The following is a 22,287-nucleotide window of genomic DNA, read 5'->3' on the forward strand; positions in this document are numbered from 1 at the left end:
GCCTGCGTCGGAGCAGCAGCCTGCGTCGGAGCAGCAGCCTGCGTCGGAGCAGCAGCCTGCGTCGGAGCAGCAGCCTGCGTCGGAGCAGCAGCCTGCGTCGGAGCAGCAGCCTGCGGGGCGCTCGCTGGGCTCGCGCCCGCGCGGGTCGCATCCTTTTCGCGGCGTGCGGCGGCGAGGAGTTCCGCGCCGCGGCGGCGTGGGGGCTCGTTGGCCGCGCGCGGCGGTGCCGACTGAGGCGCGGTCTGGGGCGAGGCAGACGATGTGTCGGCGGCTGGGGCGGGGACGGCGCTGGGCGCGATCGCGCCGGTCGCAATGCCGCGCTCGAGGCGCTCCAGGCGTTGCAAGGTGGCCGATTCGGCGTCGGAGACCGAAGGCAGGAGCATGCGGGCGCAGACGATTTCGAGCAGCAGCCGCGGGGCGGTGGCTCCACGCATTTCGCCGAGGCCCTCGTGCAGGAGTTCGGCGTGCCTGGCCAACGTGGCCGGACCGGTGCGTTCGGCCTGTTCGCGCATGCGGTCCAGGACATCGCCGGGACCGGAGACCAGGCCGCGGTCGGCGGCGTCGGGGACGGCCTGCAGCAGGATGAGGTCGCGCAGGCGCTCCAGCAGGTCGACGGCGAAGCGGCGTGGGTCGTGGCCCGCCTCCATGACGCGATCGATGGTGCCGAAGAGCGCGGCACCATCGCTGGCGGCGAGCGCGTCGATCGCATCGTCGATCAGCGCGATATCGGTGACACCGAGCAGTGAGACGGCCCGCGCATAGGTGACACCCTCGGGGCCCGCGCCCGCGAGCAACTGGTCGAGCACGCTCAAGCTATCGCGCGGCGACCCGCCACCTGCGCGAATCACCAGCGGATACACCGCTTCTTCGACCGACACATGCTCCTGCTCGCAGATCTTCCCCAGGAGTCCCCGCATGGTCGCGGGCGGCAGCAGCCGGAACGGATAGTGGTGCGTGCGCGAGCGGATGGTCGGCAGCACCTTGTCCGGCTCGGTGGTGGCGAAGATGAAGATCAGGTGGGCCGGCGGCTCCTCGACGATCTTGAGCAACGCGTTGAAGCCCGCGGTGGTGACCATATGCGCCTCATCGACGATGAACACCCGATAGCGCGACTCCGCGGGCGCGTAGAAGGCCCGATCACGCAGTTCGCGGGTGTCGTCGACACCGCCGTGACTGGCGGCGTCCAGCTCGATCACATCGAGATTGCCCGGACCACCCGGACCGAGGGCCACACACGACGGGCAGACGCCGCACGGTGTCGAGGTCGGACCCTGCACACAGTTCAACGAGCGCGCGAGGATGCGCGCTGAGGAGGTCTTGCCACAGCCCCGGGGGCCGGAGAACAGATAGGCATGACTGATGCGACCGGTGTCGAGCGCGGTACTCAGCGGGTCGGTGACGTGCTCCTGACCCACCACTTCAGCGAACGTTGCCGGTCGGTACTTCCGGTACAGAGCCACGGCCAGAGGTTACCGGCGCCCACCGACAATGCCCATTCCCGCCGACCGACAGGCCGGGCGCGGCGTACTGCCGGGCGTTTCGCGCCAGATATGTGACGCAGATCACAAGATTCCCAAATCTTTGTTAGCCCCCACTGATCAGCGCCGAGGGCGGCAACGCCGGAGCTATCGAAGATCAACAACGGACGAACAGGCAATTTTGGCCCTCGCGCAGTGCCATTCGCGTCGATTATTTGAACTCACGCCCTGGTTTGCGGCCGATTTGCAGAGATAACGAATCTGTCAACCGGGATGACATCTACGCAATTGCCTGGCTACCGTGGTTAGCGGCAACTTCGGTAGCCAAACCTTCATCAGGTTGGTGGTCCCGGCCGGTCCCTCATCCCGACCGGGACACAACCTGACTTCCCACGATTCAGGGCGTTCTCCGCCGCATTCACACCGCTTCCACCGGAGGAAATTTCCACCGTGACGTCGTGTGACGACATCGCCGCCGCCTGGCTTTCGAGCACTGACTTCGCCGACGACCATGCCGCCGTCGACCTGCTCAGCCGGGCGATCAGCCCGCAGGACTTCGCGATCAAGCGCGATTCGCTGCCGGTGACCGCCGCCGCCGATCCGTCGACCGCCGCGGCCATCCTCGAGCTCTTGGAGCGCGGCCAGGTGCCGACCATGGCGGCGATCCGGACCCTCACGGCCCAAAACGAGATGCGTCGCGAGGCCGAGCGCATCGAACGCCTCGGTCGCCGGGCCCAGCGCAGCATCGACGACTTCGGCCGGGTGCTGGCCCGCCTGGCCGAGGACTATTGGCTCGCGCACGGCACCGGCCCCACCCGTCGCGACGTGCTGCAATCCGAACCGGTGATGACGCTCATCCGGGACCGGATCGGCGATATCGCACCGACCGCGGTCAAACATCTCTGGTTGGTCGAGCGGGCGCAGCGGGCCGGGTGGATCGCCTCCAATGCAAACCCCGGGTCCCTGTGCGCCGCAAGGCGCTTCTATTCCGCCAAATACGGCAACCGGGTCTCGCTGCGGCCGGTCAATACGATCGGCACGATCGTGGCGAGCTACCTCAACGACTACCTGGCCGAATACGAACGCCCGCCGCGCTGGTCCACCCTCGCGCGCGAACTGCGCGACGATCGCGGCCGCCGGCTGTTCCACGACACTGCCGACGCGCGCATCCAGCAGCGGTGGCTCACCACGGCCGAATGGGTGGCGGTGCGCGAGGACCTTCCGGTGCCCGGTCGCCGGGGCCTGCGGGCATTGGCCAAGAAGTCGCGGCGCTGAACTGTCTGGGCAGATAGCCCTAGCGGTGCTCAGGGCGGCTGTGAGCATTCGGTAATTTCTTCGCAACGCATTCACGCGTGGAAGGAGTTACCCCGTGTCCTCAACCATCGATCCCGCGGCCACCGCCTGGCTGCTCGTCAGCACGGCCATGGTGCTGCTGATGACGCCTGCTCTGGCGATTTTCTACGGCGGGATGGTGCGCTCGACCGGCGTGCTCAACATGCTGATGATGAACTTCATCGCGATTCCACTGGTGACCGTGGTCTGGTTGCTCGCCGGTTACAGCCTCGCCTTCAGCGCGGATGCGGGCGGCGGGCTTATCGGTAACCTCGACCACTTCGGTATGGCTGGCATCGACCCGAATTCCGTACACGGCACGATTCCGGAACTGCTGTTCGCCACCTTCCAGCTGACCTTTGCCATCCTGACCGCGGCGCTGGTCAGCGGCGCGATCGCGGACCGTGCGAAATTCTCCGGCTGGATGGTCTTCGTCCCGCTGTGGGCGCTGGTGGTCTACGTGCCGATCGCGCATTGGGTGTGGGGTCCGGACGGCTGGCTGGCCTCCTTCGGCGCGCTCGATTACTCGGGCGGCATGGTCGTCGAGATCGCCTCCGGCGTATCCGCGCTGGCACTTGCGCTCGTACTCGGCCCGCGCATCGGCTTCAAGACCGATGCGATGCGCCCGCACAATCTGCCGTTCGTGCTGCTCGGCGCCGGTCTGCTGTGGTTCGGCTGGTTCGGATTCAATGCCGGATCTGCGCTGAGCGCGAATGGCATTGCGGCCGCGGTATTCCTGAACACCTTGGTGGCCGGCTGTCTGGGCATGCTCGGCTGGCTCGCGGTCGAGCAGATCCGCGACGGTCGGCCGACCACCTTCGGCGCGGCCTCCGGTGTGGTGGCCGGACTGGTTGCGATTACACCGTCGTGCGGTTCGGTGAATACCCTCGGCGCACTCATCGTCGGCCTGGTGGCCGGTGTGGTGTGTTCGTTCGCGGTGGGCTGGAAGTTCAAGGCGGGCTACGACGATTCGCTCGACGTGGTCGGCGTGCACTTCGTCGGCGGCGTTGTCGGCACGCTGCTGATCGGCCTGCTGGCCAATCAGGTGATGACCGGCGGCGTCGAGGGTCTGTTCTACGGTGGCGGATTCACACAGCTCGGCAAGCAACTGGTCGGCGTGCTGGCGGTCGCGGCCTACGCGTTCACCGTTACCTTCGTACTCGGCAAGGGCATCGACCGGTTCCTCGGATTCCGAGTCAGCAAGGACGACGAGACCGCGGGCATCGACTTCGCACTGCATGCCGAGACCGCGTATGCCGAAGGCGTGCACGGACATTCGCCGCGCCGCTTCGGCGAGGGGCATTTCGGTCAGCCGCACGGCGGCGATCACTGATCGGAGCAGCAACTGCGCCAAGACGCCTGGCTGACGTCACCGCCGAATCGGTACGAACCGAACCGATTCGGTAGGGCGAGAGCCAGGCGTTTTCCTTTCGGATATCGACCTCCACTCGAAAGTGGTTGCTACGAAACCTCGTCCGCGGGAGCCTTCCAAGTGTTGCACTGGAATGTCCTGTCGTACTTGTGTCCCTGTGTGAACCAGTTGGCCTGGTTCTGCCCAGTGCCGTGATCGCGCGCGTCACCCTGCCGGTCGCCGCGCCCGACCTGGTCCTGTGTGGCGTGCGTCAACTGCGCCACCGTGAAGACGCCCTCGTACGTCGATGTGCCGACGTACATTCCGGAAAAGCAGTCCGCCTCGAGCTCCATCCGGCGCGACAACTCCAGTCCGAGCGCACTACGGGTGCCCGCGTCATTGCGCTCGGTGTTCATCCGCTGCGATATTCCGGAGAGCGCCTGCACGTGATGGCCGTATTCGTGCGCGAAAACTGCCAGGTAGATCACCACGTCGTCGCCATACTTCTCGACCTGGATCTTGTCCAAGGGCATGTAGATCGTGTGGTTCGTCGAACAATAGAACGCCGCGAAGCTGCTACTGGCCGAAGTACACGGGGACGTCGCGTCCGACGCTCGAGCGGGCACACTCAGACCCGGACTGGAGAACGGCAGATTCGCGCTCTGCAAGGCAGGTCGCCACTTTTTGTCCAGGCAGTCGGCTGCGGCCTGGAAGAACCGGGTGGCCGCGGCGGTCGTCGCGGCCCAGGCCGGGTAGTCGCAGTCGACGTTGATCAGCCCGCTGTTGTCATCACTGAACAGCGGATTCTCGCCGAGCTTGGCAACCGGTTGCGGCCCAGCGGGTTTCGTCGTGGTCGGCGCTGCCGCTCCCGTTGTGGACGGCGATGCGGTGCGCGATGTCGGGCTGGGTGATGAGGTCGTCGCCGATGTCGGCGGCGTGTAGGTGTAGCTGGGCGGCGGCGGGGTGTAGGCCGACGGACCGTGTCTCTTCTTCTCGTTATCGGCCGAAATCGCCGATGAGACGAACAGTCCGACGACCACGACGATGACGGTCAGCACACCGAGCAGTGCGCTGAGCCCCGCACCCGAACGGCGCCGCCGCGGCGGGTACGGATGCGGCGGATAGCCGGGCCGCTGATACGGCATCGGCGGACCGTACGGCGCCGCATTCGGTGCTCCATAGGCGGGCGGATAGCCCGGTGGCGGGCCATATCCCGCCTGCGGACCCGGCGGTGGCTGATACCCGGGGGCGGGTTGATATCCGGGGGCGGGTTGATATCCGGGCGGTGGCTGATAACCCAGTACGGGTTGATATCCGTGCTGCTGAGATCCGAGCGGCGGCTGAGGTCCGGGCGGCGGACCATAGCCGTAGGGCGGCTGCGTCATCTACTCACGACACCGAACCGGCCGATGCAGTGAACGTATTGCACTGTGCCGCACGGTCTTTGTCCACGCCGATCTCGAACCACGCCCCACCATTGGCCGCGGTGCCGTGATCACGCATATCGCCGCGCTGATCGCCGCGGCCGTGCGCATCGCGTCGGGAGAGGGTGATCTGCGATGTGGTCAGCGAACCGCCATTGGCCGAGGAGCCGAGATACATTCCGTCGAAGCAGTTGGCCTGCAATTCGATTCGGCGCGACAGCTCCAAACCCTTCTCACTGCGCACACCCGCGTCGACCCGATCGCTATTGGCCTTGCGCAGGATTCCGGCCATCGCCTGTACGTGATGGCCGTATTCGTGGGCGAAGACCGACAGGTAGACGATCCAGTTGTCCTTGAACAGATCGGTCTGCAACTGGCTGATCGGCATGTAGATGGTCTTGTTCGCCGGACAGTAGAACGCGGCGAAATTACTCGTCGAGCCGGTACACGGCGTGGTGATGCCATCGGTATTCGCGCTGACATTCAACGTCGGCGATTGGAACGGCAGATTCTTTTGCGCCAGTATGGGTTTCCAGGCCGACTCCAGGCAGCTCGCCGCCGTTTCGAAGAACTTGCGCGCGGTATCCACCTGCGTACCCCACGGCGCGTAGGAGCACTTCGCCGGAATCAAGGTGGTGTTCGGATCGGTCAGCAGTGGATTGGTTCCGGTCTCCGATACGCCACCGCTGGAGTCGGGGGTATAGGTCATGCTCGGGCCGGGACCCGATGCGGTATTGCTGACCTTGTCGTGCGTGATCGCAATGCGCACCAGTCCGCCCGCCACCACGAAGACGACGATCAGCAGCAGGGCCACCCAGCCGCTACCGCCCTTGCGCCGCTGCGGCGGACGTCCCGGCGGACCGTAGGGCGTCGGGGGCGGCATCGGCGCGCGCTGTCCGTATCCGGTTGCCGGATAACCGGGCTGCTGGCCATAGCCCTGCGGACCGTAGCCCGGCTGCTGGCCGTACCGGGGCGAATACCCTGGCTGCTGGCCATATCCGGGCTGCTGGCCGTAACCCGGCTGAGCGGGCGCAGGACGATAGCCCGGCTGGCCATATGGCGAACCCGGCCCTGGACGCGGCGGAACCGATTGCCCGCCAGGCGGAACCGGTCCATAACCGTACGGCGGCTGTGTCACTCCCCCGTACCCCCTCGTCTCAATCATCGCCGACAGTCTTGGCCTTGCGGCGCGCCCAGGTCCGTTCGTGGGCCCGCCCGTCACCCACCGCCACCCTCAACGGGCGGCCTGCGGCCGACTGTATTTATTTGTGCGCTGCCGCCTGCGGGCTCGTCGCTCGCGCCGGGCTGCTGACGCAGAATAGCAACTTGTCTAGAGTAGGCAGCCATGCTGACTTTTCGGGGGGGCGCCGCGAGCGCGCTACTTCTCGCCACTGCGGGAATGCTGGCGGCCGCACCGGTTGCTCACACGGAGCCCGCAACCGATGGCGTGAATATCGTCGCCGATCTGAAGCTGAGCCGGGACGGCGTGCTCGAGGTCACCGAAAAGGTGGTCGTGCCCGCAGCAGGCGAGTTCAAGATGACGCTGCCGCTGCGGCTCAAGGTCGGCCAGGACGTGGAACGCGTCTTCAAGGTCACCGATGTCGATACCAGCGGCGCGGGCACCGCGACGGTCGCGAACGATCTGTTCACCATCGATGCCAAGCCCGGCGAATCGACCTTCACCTACGCGATCCACAACACCGTCAGTGACGCGCCGGGCAGCCAGGTCTTCCGCTGGCTCGGCACGATCAATGCCGATGTCGCCTCGATCGATGCCTCGCTGATCAGCCCGAGCTACGAAATGGGCGTGGTGGACTGCAAACTCGGCCCGCCCGGCAATCTGCGGAAGTGCTCCGATCTGCAGATCGAGGCGGACGGAGTGCTCTACTGGCAGCAGAGCGACCTGCACAAGGGCGACAATATCGACCTGACCCTGCAACTACCGCCCGGCACGGTGCCCACCAATGCCGATGTCCGCGACAACAGCGAAGCGGGTGCGTTCTCCTTCACGACTCCGGTGCTGGTCGCGTTCGGGGTACTGCTGCTCGCGCTGGCCGGATTGGCAGCCTACGTGCTCAAGGCCCGGCGCGAAAACGCCGCCGCCACAGCGGGATCCGAGACGATCGACCCGCTGCTGCGCAATGGCAATCAGGTGCAGTTCACCTCTCCCGACGGCATTCTGCCCGGCGAGGCGGGCGTATTGCTCGACGAACATGTCGATCCCAGCGATATCGCGGCGACGGTGATCGACCTCGCGGTGCGCAGATACCTCTGGATCACGCCTGTCGGCGACAACGATTGGCGCATCGACCGGGTGAACGCACCCGATGATCAATTGCGCGATTACGAGAAGACGGTCTACCGAGCGCTACTGCCGGAGGGCACCAATTCGGTGACCGTCGGCGAACTGCGCGCACCCGGCCGCGTGCAGGCCCAGCCGGTGCGCGCCGCCATGCGCGCCGATGCGGTCGAGCGCGGCGCCTTCATCGATCGGGCCCACATCGGTTTGCCGGTCCTATTGGGTGGGGCACTGATCGTCGGCGGTATCGCGGCGACCATTGCCCTGGCACTCATCTCGGGCAGCGCACTGGTCGGCATTGCCATCCTGCTCGGTGGCGTCGCGACCGCACTGCTGCCGCGATTCCTACCGGTCCGCACGGCCCAGGGCCGCGAACTCGTCGGCCAGATCCGCGCACTGCAGCGCGGCCTCGATGCGACCAGCCGCGACCAGATCCCGCCCGCCGACCAGGAATTGGTCTTCTCCAGGGCACTGCCGTTCATGGTGATCGGCGGCCGCGCCGACAACTGGATCCGCGCCTTCCGCGAGCTGAACCCGGCTGCCGACTCCCAACCCGGCCTCTACTGGTTCGGCAGCTTCGAGCGCGACCGCAACCTCCAGCGCTTCGCAGGCCACTTCCCCTATTTCATCACCGCACTCGAAGGACTGTTCGCGGGCGGGCGCTGAACATCCGACGCGCCAAGCCATTTCATCGTCCGCCAGCCACAGCAAAGGCGGACGGCTCGCGCGAGTGTGATTGCATTTGCTCCCGGCGGCCCGTGTAGCGTCTGGATGGAAGAATGCGATGGACTCAGAACTGCCGACCGTCGATCTGAACAAGACATTCGCGCAACGGTTCTCGCTCTGCTCGGCATTGTGCCGGTGACGGTGACCGCCGCCGGCATCGGCTGGCGCGTCGTCGGCGCACTCGACCGCGGCCAGCATGCCCCGTTCAACACCGGACCTACATATGCCCGTTCCGAGCGGCCTTCACTACATGTCGCCATTTCTGACAGGTCTTCTCGCCTACCCCCTGAAATAGGCGAGAAGACCCGCTACAGAACTGTCAGTCGCTCAGTGCGGTACGCCGGATCGCTGAGAGCGGGTCGGCGTAGAGGACGCTGAGGGAGGTTACTACGGCCGCGAATTCCTGGACCTTGCCGCCAAATCCGCTGATGCGGATATCGGTGGGTGGGAGTTGGGACGACTGGGCAAAGGCGCGGGCCACGTGGGCGACGGCGGGTCGGTAGCCGGTGAAGGCCTGGCCGCCGAGAATAACGCGGTCCGGGTTGAGCATGTCGCGGACCATCGCGACGGTGTGTCCGAGGATGGTCGCGCGCTCGGCGAGCAGTTCCCGCGCATCCGCCGCGCCCGACTCGGCGGCGCGGTACAGGTCGGCGATGGTGCTGCCGCCGGTGCCCTTGTGCGCCGGAATGATCCCGCGCCCAACGGCTCTGGCGTGCAGCGAGCGGTCGCCGACGGTCACCTCCAAGCAGCCGCGTCGGCCGCAGGTGCATTCGACATCGGAGCCGGTCGGCAAGTGCGCGATCGAACCGGGGCCGCTACTGGGAGTGTGCACCCGGCCGTCCAAAGTCACTGCGATGCCGGCAGTTTCGCGAACGTAGAAGTACAGACTGCTACCTGGGCCACCGGTCCGCACGCCACTGCGGTCCGCGTCCTTCGGTTCGCCGGTCGGCAGCAGCAGCTCCGAGGCCGCCATGGCCTCGACGTGCGGCGCCACCGAAACCGGCAGCTCCAGCACCTCGCCGAGCACCGAACCGACCTGCGCACCCTGCCAGGCCAGTTTGGGATGGTCGACGACACCGGTCAGCGGATCGACCCGCCCACCGATCGCCACTCCGGCCCACAGCGGTTTGCGCCGATGCCAGCGCTGCAAGAACGCCTTTGCGCTGCGCGCGACGGTCATGGTCGCGAAGTCCTGACCGGTCTGCGGGGTCGCGATCGCCAGCCCGCCCAGAATGCGTCCGCGCAGGTCGGCTGCGACGATCTTGGTGACCGCGGCGCCAATATGGATGCCGAGGGTCAAATAGGCCTCGTGGTCGATTTCGAACGGAACTCGCGGACGTCCGACCGCGCCCGACGCGGTCAGGTCGGGACGCTCGCGCAACAGTCCGGCGGCCAACAGTGCCGACACCTGACGGTTGACCGTCGCGATGCTCAAACCCGTTGTGCGCGCGGCATTGTCGCGGGAAATCGGGCCGCCGGTCGCGGCGCGCAGCACGGCCGCCGCCGGATTGTCGGCGATGCGGAGTTCCGGCGCGATGACGGGACGCTGAACACGGACACGACCGGTGACGACCCTGGCGGCGGATCGGTCAAGGGTGGGGAGAGACATATGAAGGTTCCTTGCTGAAGTCCCGTACGACGGGACATGCCTACGCGTGCGGCGGCTGGGCAGCGCGCGAGCCGAAAGAATGGCTCAGCTGCAGCAGGAACAACACAGTTCGCGGGTCAACGGCAGTCGCAGACCCAGTGCGGCAGTCACATAGGTGACCCGCAATGCGGTCGGACGGCTCGAAGACATGGGATCAAAGTTAACACCGAAATCGCGGTGTACCAAGCCCTGCCAGTGGCGCGCGACCTCGCTCAATGCGTGCTTCGCATCGAAATCCTTGCCGCGCACCATGTTCCGATCATACTGTGGCCCAGCGCACGATATGCCCGAAAACGCCGAATGGGGGTCGCCATTTGGCGACCCCCATGGGGTGACTGGCTCGCCCGATTACGGGCCGCTCGCTCGCTACGTCATGCCGCTTCGGCGACCAACTGACGACGGGCCAGCAGTGCGGTGGCCGAGGCGATCAGTCCGACCAGCGCGACCGCGGTGACCAGGTACAGTCCGGGCCGGTACTGCGCGATGCTGGTGGCGGCGCCACCGCTGATCAGACCGGTGACCACGGCCAGCACGACGGCCCCACCGATCTGGCCCGAGGTCTGCACCAATCCCGACGCCAAACCCTGCTCGTGGTCGGCGATGCCCTCGGTCGCCTGCACCATCACCGAGGAGAACCCGAGTGCGAAGCCGAGGCCGAGCAGCAGGAATGCGGGCAGGTAGTCCAGGACATAGTTCGGGTCGGCGCTGCCGCCGAAGGAGATGAACCAGACGTAGCCGATCACGAACGAGGTCATCGAGGCGATGATCATCGGCGTGGTGCCGTAGCGGTCGATCAGCTTGCCGGCGACCGGCGAAAGGATCGCCACGATAATGCCCGTCGGGGCCAGGGCGAGCGCCATTTTCAACGGCTCCCATCCGAGGGTGTTCTGCAGGTACAGCGACACGATCGTCTGGAAGCTGATGTAGGAGCCGAAGATGGCCAGCGCGGCCAGGTTGGCCCGGACGATCGACTTGACCTTGAAGATGCTCAGCCGCACCAGCGGGTGGGCGACCCTGTTCTCCATCACGAAGAACGCGCTCAGCAGGGCGATGGCGATAACCGCGGTGGCGACAACGCTTGCGGTGAGGCCCTTTTCGGGTGCGGTGACGATGGTGTAGACGGCAGCCAGCATGCCACCGGTCAGCAGTGCGGCGCCCGCGAAGTCGACGCGGCCCTGCTCCCTCTCGATATTGCGCGGCACCACAAAGTAGGCGGTGAGCACGACGGCCGCGACGACCAGCACCGGGACGTAGAAGGTCAGTCGCCAGTCGATACCGGTGAGCAGACCGGAGACGATCAGACCGGAGGCGTATCCGGTGGCGCCGAAGACCGTGAAGATCGACAGCGCGCGGTTGCGATCATGGCCTTCCTTGAAGGTGGTGGTGATGATCGACAGCGCGGCCGGTGCGGTGAACGCGGCGGCGATGCCCTTGATGATGCGGCTGGCGATCAGCAGCGCACCATCATCGACCAGACCGCCCGCGAGTGAGGCGAGTCCGAAAACCACCAGGGCGGTGAGGAATACCTGCCGACGGCCGAGCAGATCGGCGGCTCGTCCACCCAGCAGCAGTAGGCCGCCGTAGCCGAGGATGTAGCCGTTGACGATCCACTGCAGGCTCTCGGTATTCAGCCCCAGTTCGGATCCGATGGAGGGGAGGGCCACACCGACCATGGAGACGTCGAGTGCGTCGAGGAACATCGCCAGTCCGGCGACGAACAGCACGGCCCACAGCTTCGGGCCCCAACGCCCGGGGGTGTGCTCGGTAGATGCGGCGGTCCGGGTCTCGGATGCGGTAGCTGTCATAGTCACGTCGAGTAATTTAGATGCATATGCATTAAATGTCAACGCAAGTAATGTGCGGGCATGAAGAACTGGTCATGATCTTGTCGGGGCGCACCGGGGAGGCCTCGGACAGCACGGAAGGCCCTCGCACAGTCGGGAGGGGGCGGTGTCGGCGGTTTCGCTGCCGGTAAACGAACGGCACTCCTATCTATCGGGCGAATGCACCAAGAGTCAGGGGCGCCGTCAGTATCCTCGGGCCAGAGCATCGAATCGACCTATCACCCACGGGAGATACGTCGTGACTACGAAGTTTGCCGGGAAGAGCACCCACGGTATCCGGCATTCGACTCCCGACCGGGTGCCTACGCCGAGCCGCACGCTCCGCCGATGGGCCGGACGTGCTGCACACAAGGCAAGCCGTGTTCCGACGCGACCGACCACGATGTTCCCGCTCGGTGGTCGGCCAGCCGGAGACCAGCGATATCAGCGTGACCCGACGATTCGGAGGAGCACACGATGTCCAGGAGCGAAACGCGACGAATGACGATCGGCGAGTTTCTGCTTCGCCGTCTGGCGGAGGCTGGGATCGGCCACCTCTTCGGCGTCCCCGGCGACTACAACCTCGAGCTGCTCCAACAGCTCGAAGACCACAGCACCATGAAATGGGTGGGCAATTGCGGCGAGTTGAACGCCTCCTATGCGGCGGACGGCTACGCGCGGCTGAACGGCATGGGCGCACTCCTCGTGACGAACGCGGTAGGCGCGATGAGTGCGATCAACGGAGTCGCCGGCTGCTACGCCGAGCACGTTCCGGTGGTCTGTATCTGCGGGTCGATTCCGCTCAGGTCCATCGATCGCGGCCTGGGGATGCACCACACGATGGCCGACGGGACCCAGGACCGATTCCTCGGCGCTTTCGCTCAGGTGACCGCCGCCCAGGCCAGGCTGACCCCACGCAACGCGGCTATCGAAATCGACCGGCTGATCCGCACCGCGTGGCGGGAGAAGCTGCCGGTCTACCTGGAGTTGCCCTCCGATATCGCCTACCTCGATATCGAGGTTCCGACCGAGCCACTGGTGCTCGCGCAACCGTCCAGCGACCCCGAACGGTTGGTGTCGTGCATCGCCGCAGTCGCGAGCCACTTGTCCGCTGCCACGTCACCGGCGATTCTGGTGGATCTGGACGCGGACCGGTTCGGTGTCGCCGCCCAGGTCATGGAACTCGCCGCGAAGATGCAACTTCCGGTCGCGGTGAGCAGCACGGCCAAGGCGGTGATCGACGAGACGTTCCCCTACTACGTCGGTGTCTACAACGGCAGGGCGAGTGCGCAGCACACACTCGACGCGATGGAGACCAGCGACTGCCTGCTCTGCATCGGCTACCGACCGATCGAAGTGACCACGGGCGACTTCACGGCCGCGCTGCCCGCCGATACGATCCACCTGCGGGGACATTCGGTCGACGTCGGCAATGACAACTACCAGGCAGTAACGCTCGAGGAAGTTCTCCGCGGCGTCATCGTTGCGGTGCCGCATGTCACCGATCGCGCCACGAGCCCCATGGAAGCCGCGCCACGCGTGCACACCGACGGCTCTGCCGAGCTGACACAGGCTGTGTACTGGCAGGCCCTCCAGGAATATATCCAGCCCGGCGACGTGCTGCTCGTCGATAACGGCACGTCATACGCCCTGTTCGGTCTGCAACTCCCGGCCGGCTGCACCTTCGTCGGATCGGTCAACTGGGGCTCGATCGGCTATTCCGTTGCTGCCCTGCTCGGCACCCTGACCGCGGCACCGGACCGGCGCCACCTGCTGTTCGTGGGCGACGGCTCGTTCCAGCTGACCGCGCAGGAGCTCTCGACCATCCTGCGACACGACCACAAGCCGGTGATCTTCCTGATCAACAACGGGGGATACACCATCGAGCGCGGCTACCTCGGCAAGACCGAGTCGTACAACGACATCGCCACGTGGGCATACGCGGATCTGCCGAAGGTGCTCCGCCCCGACACCACGGCACGGTCGTTCGTCGTGAAGACTCCAGCGGACCTGCACAACGCCCTGTCCGCACCCAATGACCAGTTGATCTTCGTCGAATCGGTCATGGATCCCTTCGATTCCCCCGCCCCGGTCACCGCCAGCAGCAACAGGGGGGCCGAACTCGACTACGGCCCTCGTGGACCCCAACACCACGCAGGCACCCAACTCCGGCCCGCCTGATCCGCACGCAGTGTGCGTACATAAAAGACCTGGTCGTGATGTTGTCGGGCATACCGACGAGGCCCCGGACAGCACAGAAGGCCCCGCCCGGTCGAGAGGTACTGGGCGGGGCCTGATTCCGTGGCGACGGTGGGAGCCACGGATGCCGTAACCGGCGGATTCGACCTACTTGGCCGGGGCGAACGGCTGGTTGATCGTGGACAAGTTCATTTAGGGGGGTTTGCGGCGTACGCTGGGGTTATGCCGTTGAACCCCAAGGATTTTCCCGATCTGGCCCCGTGGATCTATGGCCGGAACTCCCAAGACAAGAACAAGGGCCTGTCGGTGCCGCAGCAGGTGAAGTGGGGGCGCGGGGAGTGCGCCCGCTTCGACTGGGAGGACCCTCGTGTCACCACCGATACCGATATCGGCGCGACACGGCATACGGTCAAGCAGCGCCCCGGTTACAAGGACCTCGTGGCGGGTTTGGCCGAGCCCGCGCCGGAGGGTAAGCGGTGGGTGCTGGTTACCCGCTCGTCGTCGCGAGCCAATCGCCAACTGTTGGATTTCGCGTTGCTGCGCGAGATGTGCGCCAAGCTCGGTGTGTTCTGGTATTCGGGCGGTCAGCTCTATGACATGAACAATCCGCAGGACCGGCGCATTTTGGCGCAAGAAGCGGTGGACAACGAGTATCAGCCCGAACAGAATCGTTTCGATTCGATGCAGCAGCTCAAACAGAACTTTCTCGATGGCAAACCACACGGCAAGGAGGCGTTCGGGTATCGCATCGTCTATCAGCGCGGCAAGGCAGTAGCGCGGGTACCGGACGAGGCGACCGCGCCGCTGGTTCGTGAAATGGCCCGGCGTGCACTGGAATTGGAGTCCGCCGCCAGTATCGCGCGTTGGTTGACCGCGCAGGCGGTGCCGGTGCCGAGCGCGGGTATGGGGTTGCCGTGCCGGGTGTGTTCGGTGACCGAGGGCCGCAAGGTCCTCGAAGCGGTGGACCGCCGCTATTGCCCGTGTGACAAGGCGTGGATGACTCGCTGGGATCATGTCGCGGTTCGTAACGTGCTGACCTCGGCGACGATCGCGGGTTTGCGTGCCCACACCGACAAGGCGACCGGGAGGACCGAAACTGTTGCGGCGGTGTGGGAGCCGATCATCACTGCCGAAGACCATGACCGGTTGGTGGCGATCTACACCGACCCCGCCCGGTCGGCGCACAACCGGGGTAGCGCCCCGCGTTGGTTGCTGTCGGGTATCCCCCGGTGCGGCAAGTGCGACGGCGGGAAGATCCGTTCGCGTTCGGGTGGGTCGGCGGCGAAAGCGCGGGTGTATGAGTGCGAGAGGTTCTGTGTGGCCCGCAACGCGGCATTGGTTGATGACCTGGTCGAAGAAACCGTCTTGCGACGGTTGGAAGACCCGGAACTGTTGGCCGCACTCGAACGTAGCGACGAGGAAGCCGCCGCAGCAGCTGCCGAAGCGAAGAAGTTGCGCGCCGCCTATGACAAGTGGGTTGCCGAAGCGATCGAGGCCGAACTGTCCCCCGCTGAGATCAAGCAGTACAAGGACCGGAAGCTTCCGGCGATCAAGGCAGCCGAGGCCCGCGCGCAAGCGGCGATGCCGATGCCTCACGTCGTCGCTATTGCTGGCCCGGACGCGCGGGCGAAGTGGGACGACGACGAGTTGACCCCGTTGCAGGCGAAACGCGACATCATCCGGTCGTTGCTGTCGATCACGATCCATCCGGCCGGGAAGCGTCGCGGTTTCGGCGGTGCGCCGGGCGTGGAGACGATCGACATTCAGCGCCTGGTCGCCTAACCACAGGTTCGGTCGTCGCGGTGGTGGGTTCGGTGCGGTAGCCGCCGTTCCACCACCGCCGCAACACGCTCAACTGGTGTTCGGTCAACGGTCCGGCGAGGCGTTGCTGTATCCGATCCAGATAAGCCAGTTCCTCTGCCGACCATTCTCGCCGCCGTCTAGGTTGCTGCGTCATCGGATTCACCTGTTGCCGAATAGCATTCAGCCGAACCGCCGCCGGGGTCATCATCGTGACCGGGTGGATAGTGGGCGGGGAGCATGGCCCGGTCGTATTCAGCGCGCCAGGCGATACGTTGAGCGATCGCGGCCATGAGCAGATGCGCCCGCGATGGGATACGGGTTCCCGGCGCGATCTTCGACCAGGTGTAGTGGTGCGGGTCGGATGCGGGTTTGTCGATACCCACCGCCGCGAGGGTCGCGCGCACGAATTCCATGCGGTCGGCCTGGTGGTCGCCCAGGGTTTTCCCGGTCCATAGTTCCGAGGTCAGCACCCGGTTACCCGGCAGCCCGAGTGTTTCGCGTCGGTGTGCCCGTGCTTTGCAGCGCCCGGGTTGCATCTTGGACTTCGCGCCCTTGGGGACGATCCCGTACAAAAGCCACACCGCGCACCGTTCCGAACACGGTGTGCGACACAGCGCTTGGTGTAGCCGGTCGTAATGGGCGTGTTGCCGAGGAGTTTTCGCCTCCAGAACCTCACTGACCGATTTGGTGAGGTACTTGCACAAGTAGCCGATATGGCGGTTGGCTTCCTCGGTGCCGCCGAGGATGCCCTTGGAATGCACCTGCGTACCGAACCGCACCAGATGCGCGGGTTCGTCATCGTCCCAGGTGGTTTCCATCGCGGCATCCCAGCTTTGCAACGGTGCCCGCGTGTCCGGGTCGACGAACGTCTTGGCCTCCCGGTCCCACAGCGGCACCCGCGCCCCGTCGTAGAGCATCTGTTCCGGTTTCGGCCACCACACTTGGTGGTAGGTGGCTTGGGTGACTTGCCGGATGATCCGGTGCGGGATGTCACCGCGGATCGCGATATGCACATGCGGTGCGCCGCGCCTCTGTGGTTCGACGCTGGCGAAATACTGCACGTTCCAACCGACCACACGCCGCAGGTTCTGTATCCAGCGGGAGAACAACCGCGCAAACCAGATCGCGTCCCACGCCGCCCGCCCGTAGTCGTAGGTGTCGGGGTCGATCGGGGTGCCGTCATCGCGATACACATGCCCGTAGCTGTCCAGGGTCAGTGTGATCATCATCGAGGGTTTGAACTTGCCCGCGTACTCCCGCCCGAGGGTGCGGTTCTGGATCGGGTTACGCGGCAACTCCGGCACATCCGGGCGGCGACGAGTCGAGCGAGCACGCCCCGAATCACTGTCGTCTGAATCAGGGTCGGCGTCGGTGCCGTTGTCGCTGGCGTCGACCGGTTCGGGTGCTGGTGTTTTGCCTCGCATCCCCAACGCGGCCAGTTGTTTATCCGCCCACGCGATGTCCGCGAGCAGTTCCGGAATCTCGCCCAGGTGCCCGGCTTCCCCGGCGCGGACCCGTTCGCACTCGGCGATCAGATCCGCCCGGTACGCCATGAGCCCGGTCTGATCGAACGTCGGTCGCGCACGCGGGATTTCGGGCTCGTGGTCTAAATGCCAGCCTTCCCGAATTTGGGCCAGCCGCAACGCCTTCGCCTTCTTCGCGCAGGCCGGACACACCGCTTCCATCGTGTTGCCACACGGCACCGGAACATGCGAGATAGCACCGGTTATGGTGTCGGTGCGTTGCAGGACCATCGGCCGGATACACACCCCGAACCGTTTCGCGGTTTCCACCGCGACCTCATCGAACGACGAACCCCGCCGAGGTGGCGATTGCTCGTCGTCGCTCGCGTGAGGCTGGTCGTCACCGACACTGTCTGTCATCAGATCACCTGTCCCGTTCGTTGAAGACGCGGCACCAGACCCAGCACGCTGAGTGCATGACTCGGCCTGGTGCCGCGTGGAGAATCGAAAACTTCACTGCCGGAACAGATTTCAAAATTTGATGTGACATCCGCCGGTACGGCTGTCACGAGCGCCATCCGCGCTGAATATCGAGGAAAGGAGAATGCGCTACCCGCGCTGTATCGAAAGATTGAGGATGCGCTACCCGCGCTGAATGAGAATGCCGCTCGCAAAGGATGTTTCGTACTGTTGCCCGGCGCGGCTTATACCAGGCTACCTATCGTGTCGCGATGTGCTGTTTCCCCTGATCACCGGGGTGTTGATCGTCTTTGTGTGAGTTCGGGTGTTCATTGCTGTTCGGGTTCGTCGTCGAGTCGGGGTGTGCCGTCGGGGTGGCGTGGCAGGGGTGGATAGGTGCGCATGATCCACTCGATATCGTCATCGGTCACCCAATAGGCGCGAACCCTGGTGATTTCCACCGATGTTTCGTGCTCGACGTAGGCCACACCCGGAGTGGTTTCCGGTATCTCGTCACACAACGCGCCCCGATCGCGCCCGCTCGGCCCGAACAGCATGTTCGGCTGTGTCGGCTCACTCATCCGCAAACCGATCCGGTACGGGTAGAGCTGGCGCAGTTCGAGGACGTCTTTGGACGGGTCTTGCAGAGCTCCGACCATCGGCACCGCCACCGCCCGGGATTGGGTGAGCACGATGCCCATCAACCGCGTGATCTCGTCTTTGATCTTGCGGTCGCTGTAGTAGGCGGTCAGGCTCGCGGCCTCATCGATGATCACCACGACCAATGGTTCGGCCACGGTCGGGGTGATCTTGCGTTCGGCGCGAGGCATATAGAGCACACCCCGGGATTGCACCAACGCCGCCGCGTCCCGCAGCAGTTCCAGCGCCATGGGGCCGTTGTCGTAGGCGAAGCGCGCGAACCACTCCCGAGCTGCCCCGTACTCCATTCCGCCCTTCGGGTCGATGACCCACAACACGACGCGCCCGTCGCGAATGGCTGGACCCAGCGCCGCGATCAGTGACCACACCACCGAACCTTTACCCGAGCCCATCTTTCCCGCGACGAGGACTTGATTGCCCAGCAACCGCAACCGCCACGGTTCCCCGAGTTCGGTCAGCCCGATCGTCAGCGCTTCCAGATCAACGGTTTTCGGGACAATCCGAGGTAGCGGTATCGGGTCGATCAGGCGATCGGTGTGGATGACCTGAAGCCGAACGAACCCCGACTCGGCGTTACGCACCCGGACCCCAACCGCACCGAAGGCGTGGCGCAGCGCATCGGACTGCTTGGCCCACATCGCCACGGTCTGACCGCCGACCAGCTTGACCACCAGTTCATCGGCGGTGTCACCGATGGTGATTTTCACCAGGCTCGGGGTTTGGACGCCGTTGTCAAGAATCTTGGTCAGCCCGTGTATCGCGGTCAGCGTCTGCCAGCGCCGCTTGTACCGTTTCCAGGACAGATAGCGGGAGGTCATTCGCCCCCACACCCAGCGCCTCCATGAGCGCGGCCACCAGGCCCACCACCACACCCATGCAGCGACGGAGAATGCAGCCGCCCCAAGCGCGTATGGCCAGCCTTGCCACCACCACAGTGCGCCCGCACCGGCCAGTGGTAGCGAGATCATCGGGAACAGCACCGCCCACCACAGCAGGTGTGCCAACCCCAATACCGTCATTTCCAGCGTGTAGAACACCGCGTTGCCGAGATCATCCATCACTGTGGGTGTCCCGGACGGGGGTTTCTGATACTCCGCCGAACGAACCATAATCAAACCTTCTTGAAGTTTTGTGTGTGAATGTTGTTGCCCTACAGGCGATTACGGTCACGTGATCGGTAGGGTTATGTGGGGTGGGTCCGGTCACGCAGGCGGCCGGACCCACCCCTTGTTAGATGTCAGCGCCGGTGGTCAGGCGCTTTTCGGTCCGGTCCCGCCCGACCGAGGGCCGGGAGCCGGAGCGTAACCAGTCGCACGCACCGTGTAGGCGAGATACTTGTACTGGTCATTGCCAGCGACTCGAGGCTGAACGGTCAACCCGGTCAGTGCGATCGGGCGCAGCCCGGGAGCGATTTCCGGTGTCGTCGGCACCGGCTCCTCATCGGACAGCAACAGCAGGTCGAAGCTGGCCCGGTTGGCCTTCTGCTCGGACGGATCGGTCACCGCGATCTTCCAGACCTTCAACTTGGTCACCGGATCGAACTTCTGCGGCCCGGGACGATTCAGGTCGCCGGTGTACTCGGTATCAGCACGAACCGGCCCGATCTGGACCAACCCGGACTTGAACCATTCCTCATACACCTGCTCGAACCGGGCATCTTTCCTGTGGTCTTTCTGTGGCTCAGAAGCCATGACAATCAACTCCATGAAAGGGGGGCAGATTTGCCCCAATGACACGACCGCCAGCACGTCACCGGCAGTCGGGACGCGGCAGCACACGCCAACCGCGCAGAGAGGACTACTCGTATACCGCGAGCTGCGGAAACAGGCGGGCCACGACACCCGCACCGCCCCCGGCACACCGTCACCACCGGCCACGACATTCCAAACCAAATGTGACGCACGCCATATAAACCCACTCCGGGGACGTGACGAAGGGATAGTGAATGCACTACCCTGGACACAGCAGAGACCTCCGTTTCTGCAAGGAATGAAAAGTGGGGACTCCAAAGGCGAGGGGTGCAGACCCGTTTGATACCGATGGAGTTTGTTTTCGTTCACGCTGTCCCTCCGTTGCAGCGGAGGGACAGCCACGAACAGGCTCGGACCTATCCGAACGTCAACATTGCGATATCACAACTCCTTTCATCTCTCTATCCTTCATACGCCACCTATCCCCGCCGAGGAACCGATGTCCCACAGACTGTGTGCCCACAAATTTTGTGGAATCCCCGTCGTCGGCATCGCATACGACAGGGCCACACTCCAGGAAACAGGGAACGCCGAACATCAAGTACGGCAACGGAGTTCGCAGGTTGGCCGCGAACACACCGCGAGAACTCAGCGATGCGGGATGATCACTCCGCCGCCAGCCCGGACCGGGATCGCCATCTCGGCCCCCTCGACCGATCCGCACCAGCGCTGGGGATAACCACACTGTGCCAATATCCTTTCGCTAGTATCGTGGCCGGTCTGTGATTCTTCCCCTTACATCAATGATCCTGGCAAAACGACCAAGGTCAAGAAAAAACCCAAGATTTCTTGGGCATATTGCCACGAACTTTCGGCGAATCCTCGCTATGAAATCCTCACCGCAACAACTAATTTCGCTAACGGCGCGTCGGCTTGACATTCAATCCAGCGACTGACTCAAGTGCGTGAACGCGGCTGGTTTTCGGGCACCTATATAGGAAACCCAAACCTAAAGTCTGCCGGGAACGTAATGGCTCCACGACGATTGCCGGTTGCCAGCACGGATGTCATCGATTCGTTGCCGCAACCGATGGGCGTGCTCAACTGAAGTTGTCGCTCGTCGGAGTGGCCCAGTTACCTGAACAAGGTCACGCATGTCCAGCAGCACCCGGTACCCAGACCACTCCGACAAGTCGTAGCCATACTCCTTGATGAAGTTCCGAACCCAAGTCTCGTCACGTCCGTACCGCACCGCGGCATGCCATGTCGGTATCAAGTCCACTTCTCGCGGGCCGATGCTGACCCAGTCCCAATCTCCGAGGATCGGTCGAGCTGGATTAGTCCTGTTGTCCCACAGAAGATTTCCTGCCCACGCGTCACCATGAATCAGTCCGACGCCTAATGGCCAATCTAGTTCGGACAGTTCCTTACGAACCTCGTCAATTCGCCTCAGCAGCCATGCACGTTCGTCCTCGCTGATGACGCTCACGGCACTGTCCATGAGTAGCGCGCCGTGCAGCGATTCCAACGGCGTCCACTCTTGAAGTGCAATCATCGGCGTGGGCAAGTCATGCAGCGAACGCAGAAGACGGCCAAGCTCCCTCGAGGTCAGCTCCGGGGCGTCGGTCGCTTGTCGGTAGTACTGCCAGAATCCAACTGTGTATCCGTTGACCCGCAGCGGTTCGACGCCGAGGAGCGGAGCAGTCGCGCCGAATTTATGCTGTGCGGTCAACCATTCGGTCACTTCGTAGATCCGTCGCGGCCTGTCGGGGTCCGCCTCGTTGGCGCTTACTCGTCCAACGGCCCCGTGACGTGGCAGGACATAGACAGCGTTGCTCGAATGGTGGATCAGTTCCGCCGCAGTGGGATCGAGCCCGCAGACTTGGCAGGCAGCGGATAGCGCGGCGTACTCCTTCAACGACATGCCAGCC

15 protein-coding genes are annotated in these 22,287 nt (G+C 64.6%); 5 read left to right on the forward strand and 10 right to left on the reverse strand.

The features are described 5' to 3' along the window. On the reverse strand, nucleotides 1–1,460 hold a 1,460-nt coding region (locus ACWEO2_RS11460), incomplete at its 3' end, for a DNA polymerase III subunit gamma and tau (protein WP_452405213.1). 468 nt (nucleotides 1,461–1,928) lie between these two features. On the opposite strand from ACWEO2_RS11460, the gene ACWEO2_RS11465 reads away from it, so the two are divergent. Beyond that, on the forward strand, nucleotides 1,929–2,753 hold the full coding sequence (locus tag ACWEO2_RS11465) for a hypothetical protein (protein WP_452405214.1): 825 nt from the start codon (nucleotides 1,929–1,931) through the stop codon (nucleotides 2,751–2,753). A 94-nt stretch (nucleotides 2,754–2,847) separates the two neighbouring features. Then, nucleotides 2,848–4,143: an ammonium transporter gene (locus ACWEO2_RS11470; RefSeq protein WP_452405215.1), complete on the forward strand. Its 1,296-nt coding sequence runs from the start codon at nucleotides 2,848–2,850 to the stop codon at nucleotides 4,141–4,143. 128 nt (nucleotides 4,144–4,271) lie between these two features. Here ACWEO2_RS11470 and ACWEO2_RS11475 read toward each other — a convergent pair whose 3' ends face one another. Together ACWEO2_RS11475 and ACWEO2_RS11480 are read right to left on the reverse strand one after the other, a co-directional pair. Continuing rightward, nucleotides 4,272–5,546, reverse strand: a complete 1,275-nt coding sequence (locus ACWEO2_RS11475) for a neutral zinc metallopeptidase (RefSeq protein ID WP_452405216.1) — start codon at nucleotides 5,544–5,546, stop codon at nucleotides 4,272–4,274. A gap of 4 nt (nucleotides 5,547–5,550) precedes the next feature. Then, nucleotides 5,551–6,750 carry a neutral zinc metallopeptidase gene (locus ACWEO2_RS11480; protein ID WP_452405217.1) on the reverse strand — a complete coding sequence of 400 codons (1,200 nt, stop codon included), beginning with the start codon at nucleotides 6,748–6,750 and terminating at the stop codon, nucleotides 5,551–5,553. A 180-nt stretch (nucleotides 6,751–6,930) separates the two neighbouring features. Here ACWEO2_RS11480 and ACWEO2_RS11485 point away from each other — a divergent pair, with 180 nt between their 5' ends. After that, nucleotides 6,931–8,550: a DUF2207 family protein gene (locus ACWEO2_RS11485; protein ID WP_452405218.1), complete on the forward strand. Its 1,620-nt coding sequence runs from the start codon at nucleotides 6,931–6,933 to the stop codon at nucleotides 8,548–8,550. A gap of 379 nt (nucleotides 8,551–8,929) precedes the next feature. On the opposite strand, the gene ACWEO2_RS11490 is transcribed toward ACWEO2_RS11485, so the two are convergent. The 3 genes from ACWEO2_RS11490 to ACWEO2_RS11500 all read right to left on the reverse strand — a co-directional run bounded on the left by ACWEO2_RS11490 (nucleotide 8,930) and on the right by ACWEO2_RS11500 (nucleotide 12,063). Continuing rightward, nucleotides 8,930–10,219 carry an ROK family protein gene (locus ACWEO2_RS11490; RefSeq protein ID WP_452405219.1) on the reverse strand — a complete coding sequence of 430 codons (1,290 nt, stop codon included), beginning with the start codon at nucleotides 10,217–10,219 and terminating at the stop codon, nucleotides 8,930–8,932. A gap of 84 nt (nucleotides 10,220–10,303) precedes the next feature. Continuing rightward, a complete protein-coding gene (locus ACWEO2_RS11495; RefSeq protein ID WP_452405220.1) occupies nucleotides 10,304–10,510 on the reverse strand; it encodes a hypothetical protein in 207 nt (68 codons plus the stop codon). Between the two features lie 119 nt (nucleotides 10,511–10,629). Next, a complete protein-coding gene (locus ACWEO2_RS11500; RefSeq protein ID WP_452405426.1) occupies nucleotides 10,630–12,063 on the reverse strand; it encodes an MFS transporter in 1,434 nt (477 codons plus the stop codon). 495 nt (nucleotides 12,064–12,558) lie between these two features. On the opposite strand from ACWEO2_RS11500, the gene ACWEO2_RS11505 reads away from it, so the two are divergent. Together ACWEO2_RS11505 and ACWEO2_RS11510 are read left to right on the forward strand one after the other, a co-directional pair. Continuing rightward, nucleotides 12,559–14,262, forward strand: coding sequence for an alpha-keto acid decarboxylase family protein (locus ACWEO2_RS11505; RefSeq protein ID WP_452405221.1), 1,704 nt, complete (start codon nucleotides 12,559–12,561; stop codon nucleotides 14,260–14,262). 240 nt (nucleotides 14,263–14,502) lie between these two features. Continuing rightward, nucleotides 14,503–16,062, forward strand: a complete 1,560-nt coding sequence (locus ACWEO2_RS11510) for a recombinase family protein (RefSeq protein WP_452405222.1) — start codon at nucleotides 14,503–14,505, stop codon at nucleotides 16,060–16,062. 158 nt (nucleotides 16,063–16,220) lie between these two features. Here ACWEO2_RS11510 and ACWEO2_RS11515 read toward each other — a convergent pair whose 3' ends face one another. From ACWEO2_RS11515 to ACWEO2_RS11530, 4 genes are all read right to left on the reverse strand, one after another. After that, nucleotides 16,221–17,966, reverse strand: a complete 1,746-nt coding sequence (locus ACWEO2_RS11515) for a replication initiator (protein WP_452405223.1) — start codon at nucleotides 17,964–17,966, stop codon at nucleotides 16,221–16,223. 368 nt (nucleotides 17,967–18,334) lie between these two features. Beyond that, entirely contained in the window at nucleotides 18,335–19,723 is a 1,389-nt protein-coding gene (locus ACWEO2_RS11520) for an FtsK/SpoIIIE domain-containing protein (protein WP_452405224.1), read from the reverse strand. Nucleotides 19,724–19,915: 192 nt separating this feature from the next. Then, entirely contained in the window at nucleotides 19,916–20,413 is a 498-nt protein-coding gene (locus ACWEO2_RS11525; RefSeq protein WP_452405225.1) for a hypothetical protein, read from the reverse strand. A gap of 952 nt (nucleotides 20,414–21,365) precedes the next feature. After that, nucleotides 21,366–22,280, reverse strand: a complete 915-nt coding sequence (locus tag ACWEO2_RS11530; RefSeq protein ID WP_452405226.1) for a phosphotransferase family protein — start codon at nucleotides 22,278–22,280, stop codon at nucleotides 21,366–21,368. Between the last annotated feature and the right edge of the window lie 7 nt (nucleotides 22,281–22,287).

The sequence above is a fragment of the Nocardia sp. NPDC004278 genome, from assembly GCF_053602975.1.

Coding starts and splice junctions, on each gene's coding strand:
- ACWEO2_RS11505 (WP_452405221.1), top strand. CDS start 12,559: ATGTCCAGGAGCGAAACGCGACGAATGACGATCGGCGAGTTTCTGCTT.
- ACWEO2_RS11490 (WP_452405219.1), bottom strand. CDS start 10,219: ATGTCTCTCCCCACCCTTGACCGATCCGCCGCCAGGGTCGTCACCGGT.
- ACWEO2_RS11520 (WP_452405224.1), bottom strand. CDS start 19,723: ATGGATGATCTCGGCAACGCGGTGTTCTACACGCTGGAAATGACGGTA.
- ACWEO2_RS11510 (WP_452405222.1), top strand. CDS start 14,503: ATGCCGTTGAACCCCAAGGATTTTCCCGATCTGGCCCCGTGGATCTAT.
- ACWEO2_RS11500 (WP_452405426.1), bottom strand. CDS start 12,063: ATGACAGCTACCGCATCCGAGACCCGGACCGCCGCATCTACCGAGCAC.
- ACWEO2_RS11480 (WP_452405217.1), bottom strand. CDS start 6,750: ATGATTGAGACGAGGGGGTACGGGGGAGTGACACAGCCGCCGTACGGT.
- ACWEO2_RS11495 (WP_452405220.1), bottom strand. CDS start 10,510: ATGGTGCGCGGCAAGGATTTCGATGCGAAGCACGCATTGAGCGAGGTC.
- ACWEO2_RS11485 (WP_452405218.1), top strand. CDS start 6,931: ATGCTGACTTTTCGGGGGGGCGCCGCGAGCGCGCTACTTCTCGCCACT.
- ACWEO2_RS11515 (WP_452405223.1), bottom strand. CDS start 17,966: ATGACAGACAGTGTCGGTGACGACCAGCCTCACGCGAGCGACGACGAG.
- ACWEO2_RS11475 (WP_452405216.1), bottom strand. CDS start 5,546: ATGACGCAGCCGCCCTACGGCTATGGTCCGCCGCCCGGACCTCAGCCG.
- ACWEO2_RS11530 (WP_452405226.1), bottom strand. CDS start 22,280: ATGTCGTTGAAGGAGTACGCCGCGCTATCCGCTGCCTGCCAAGTCTGC.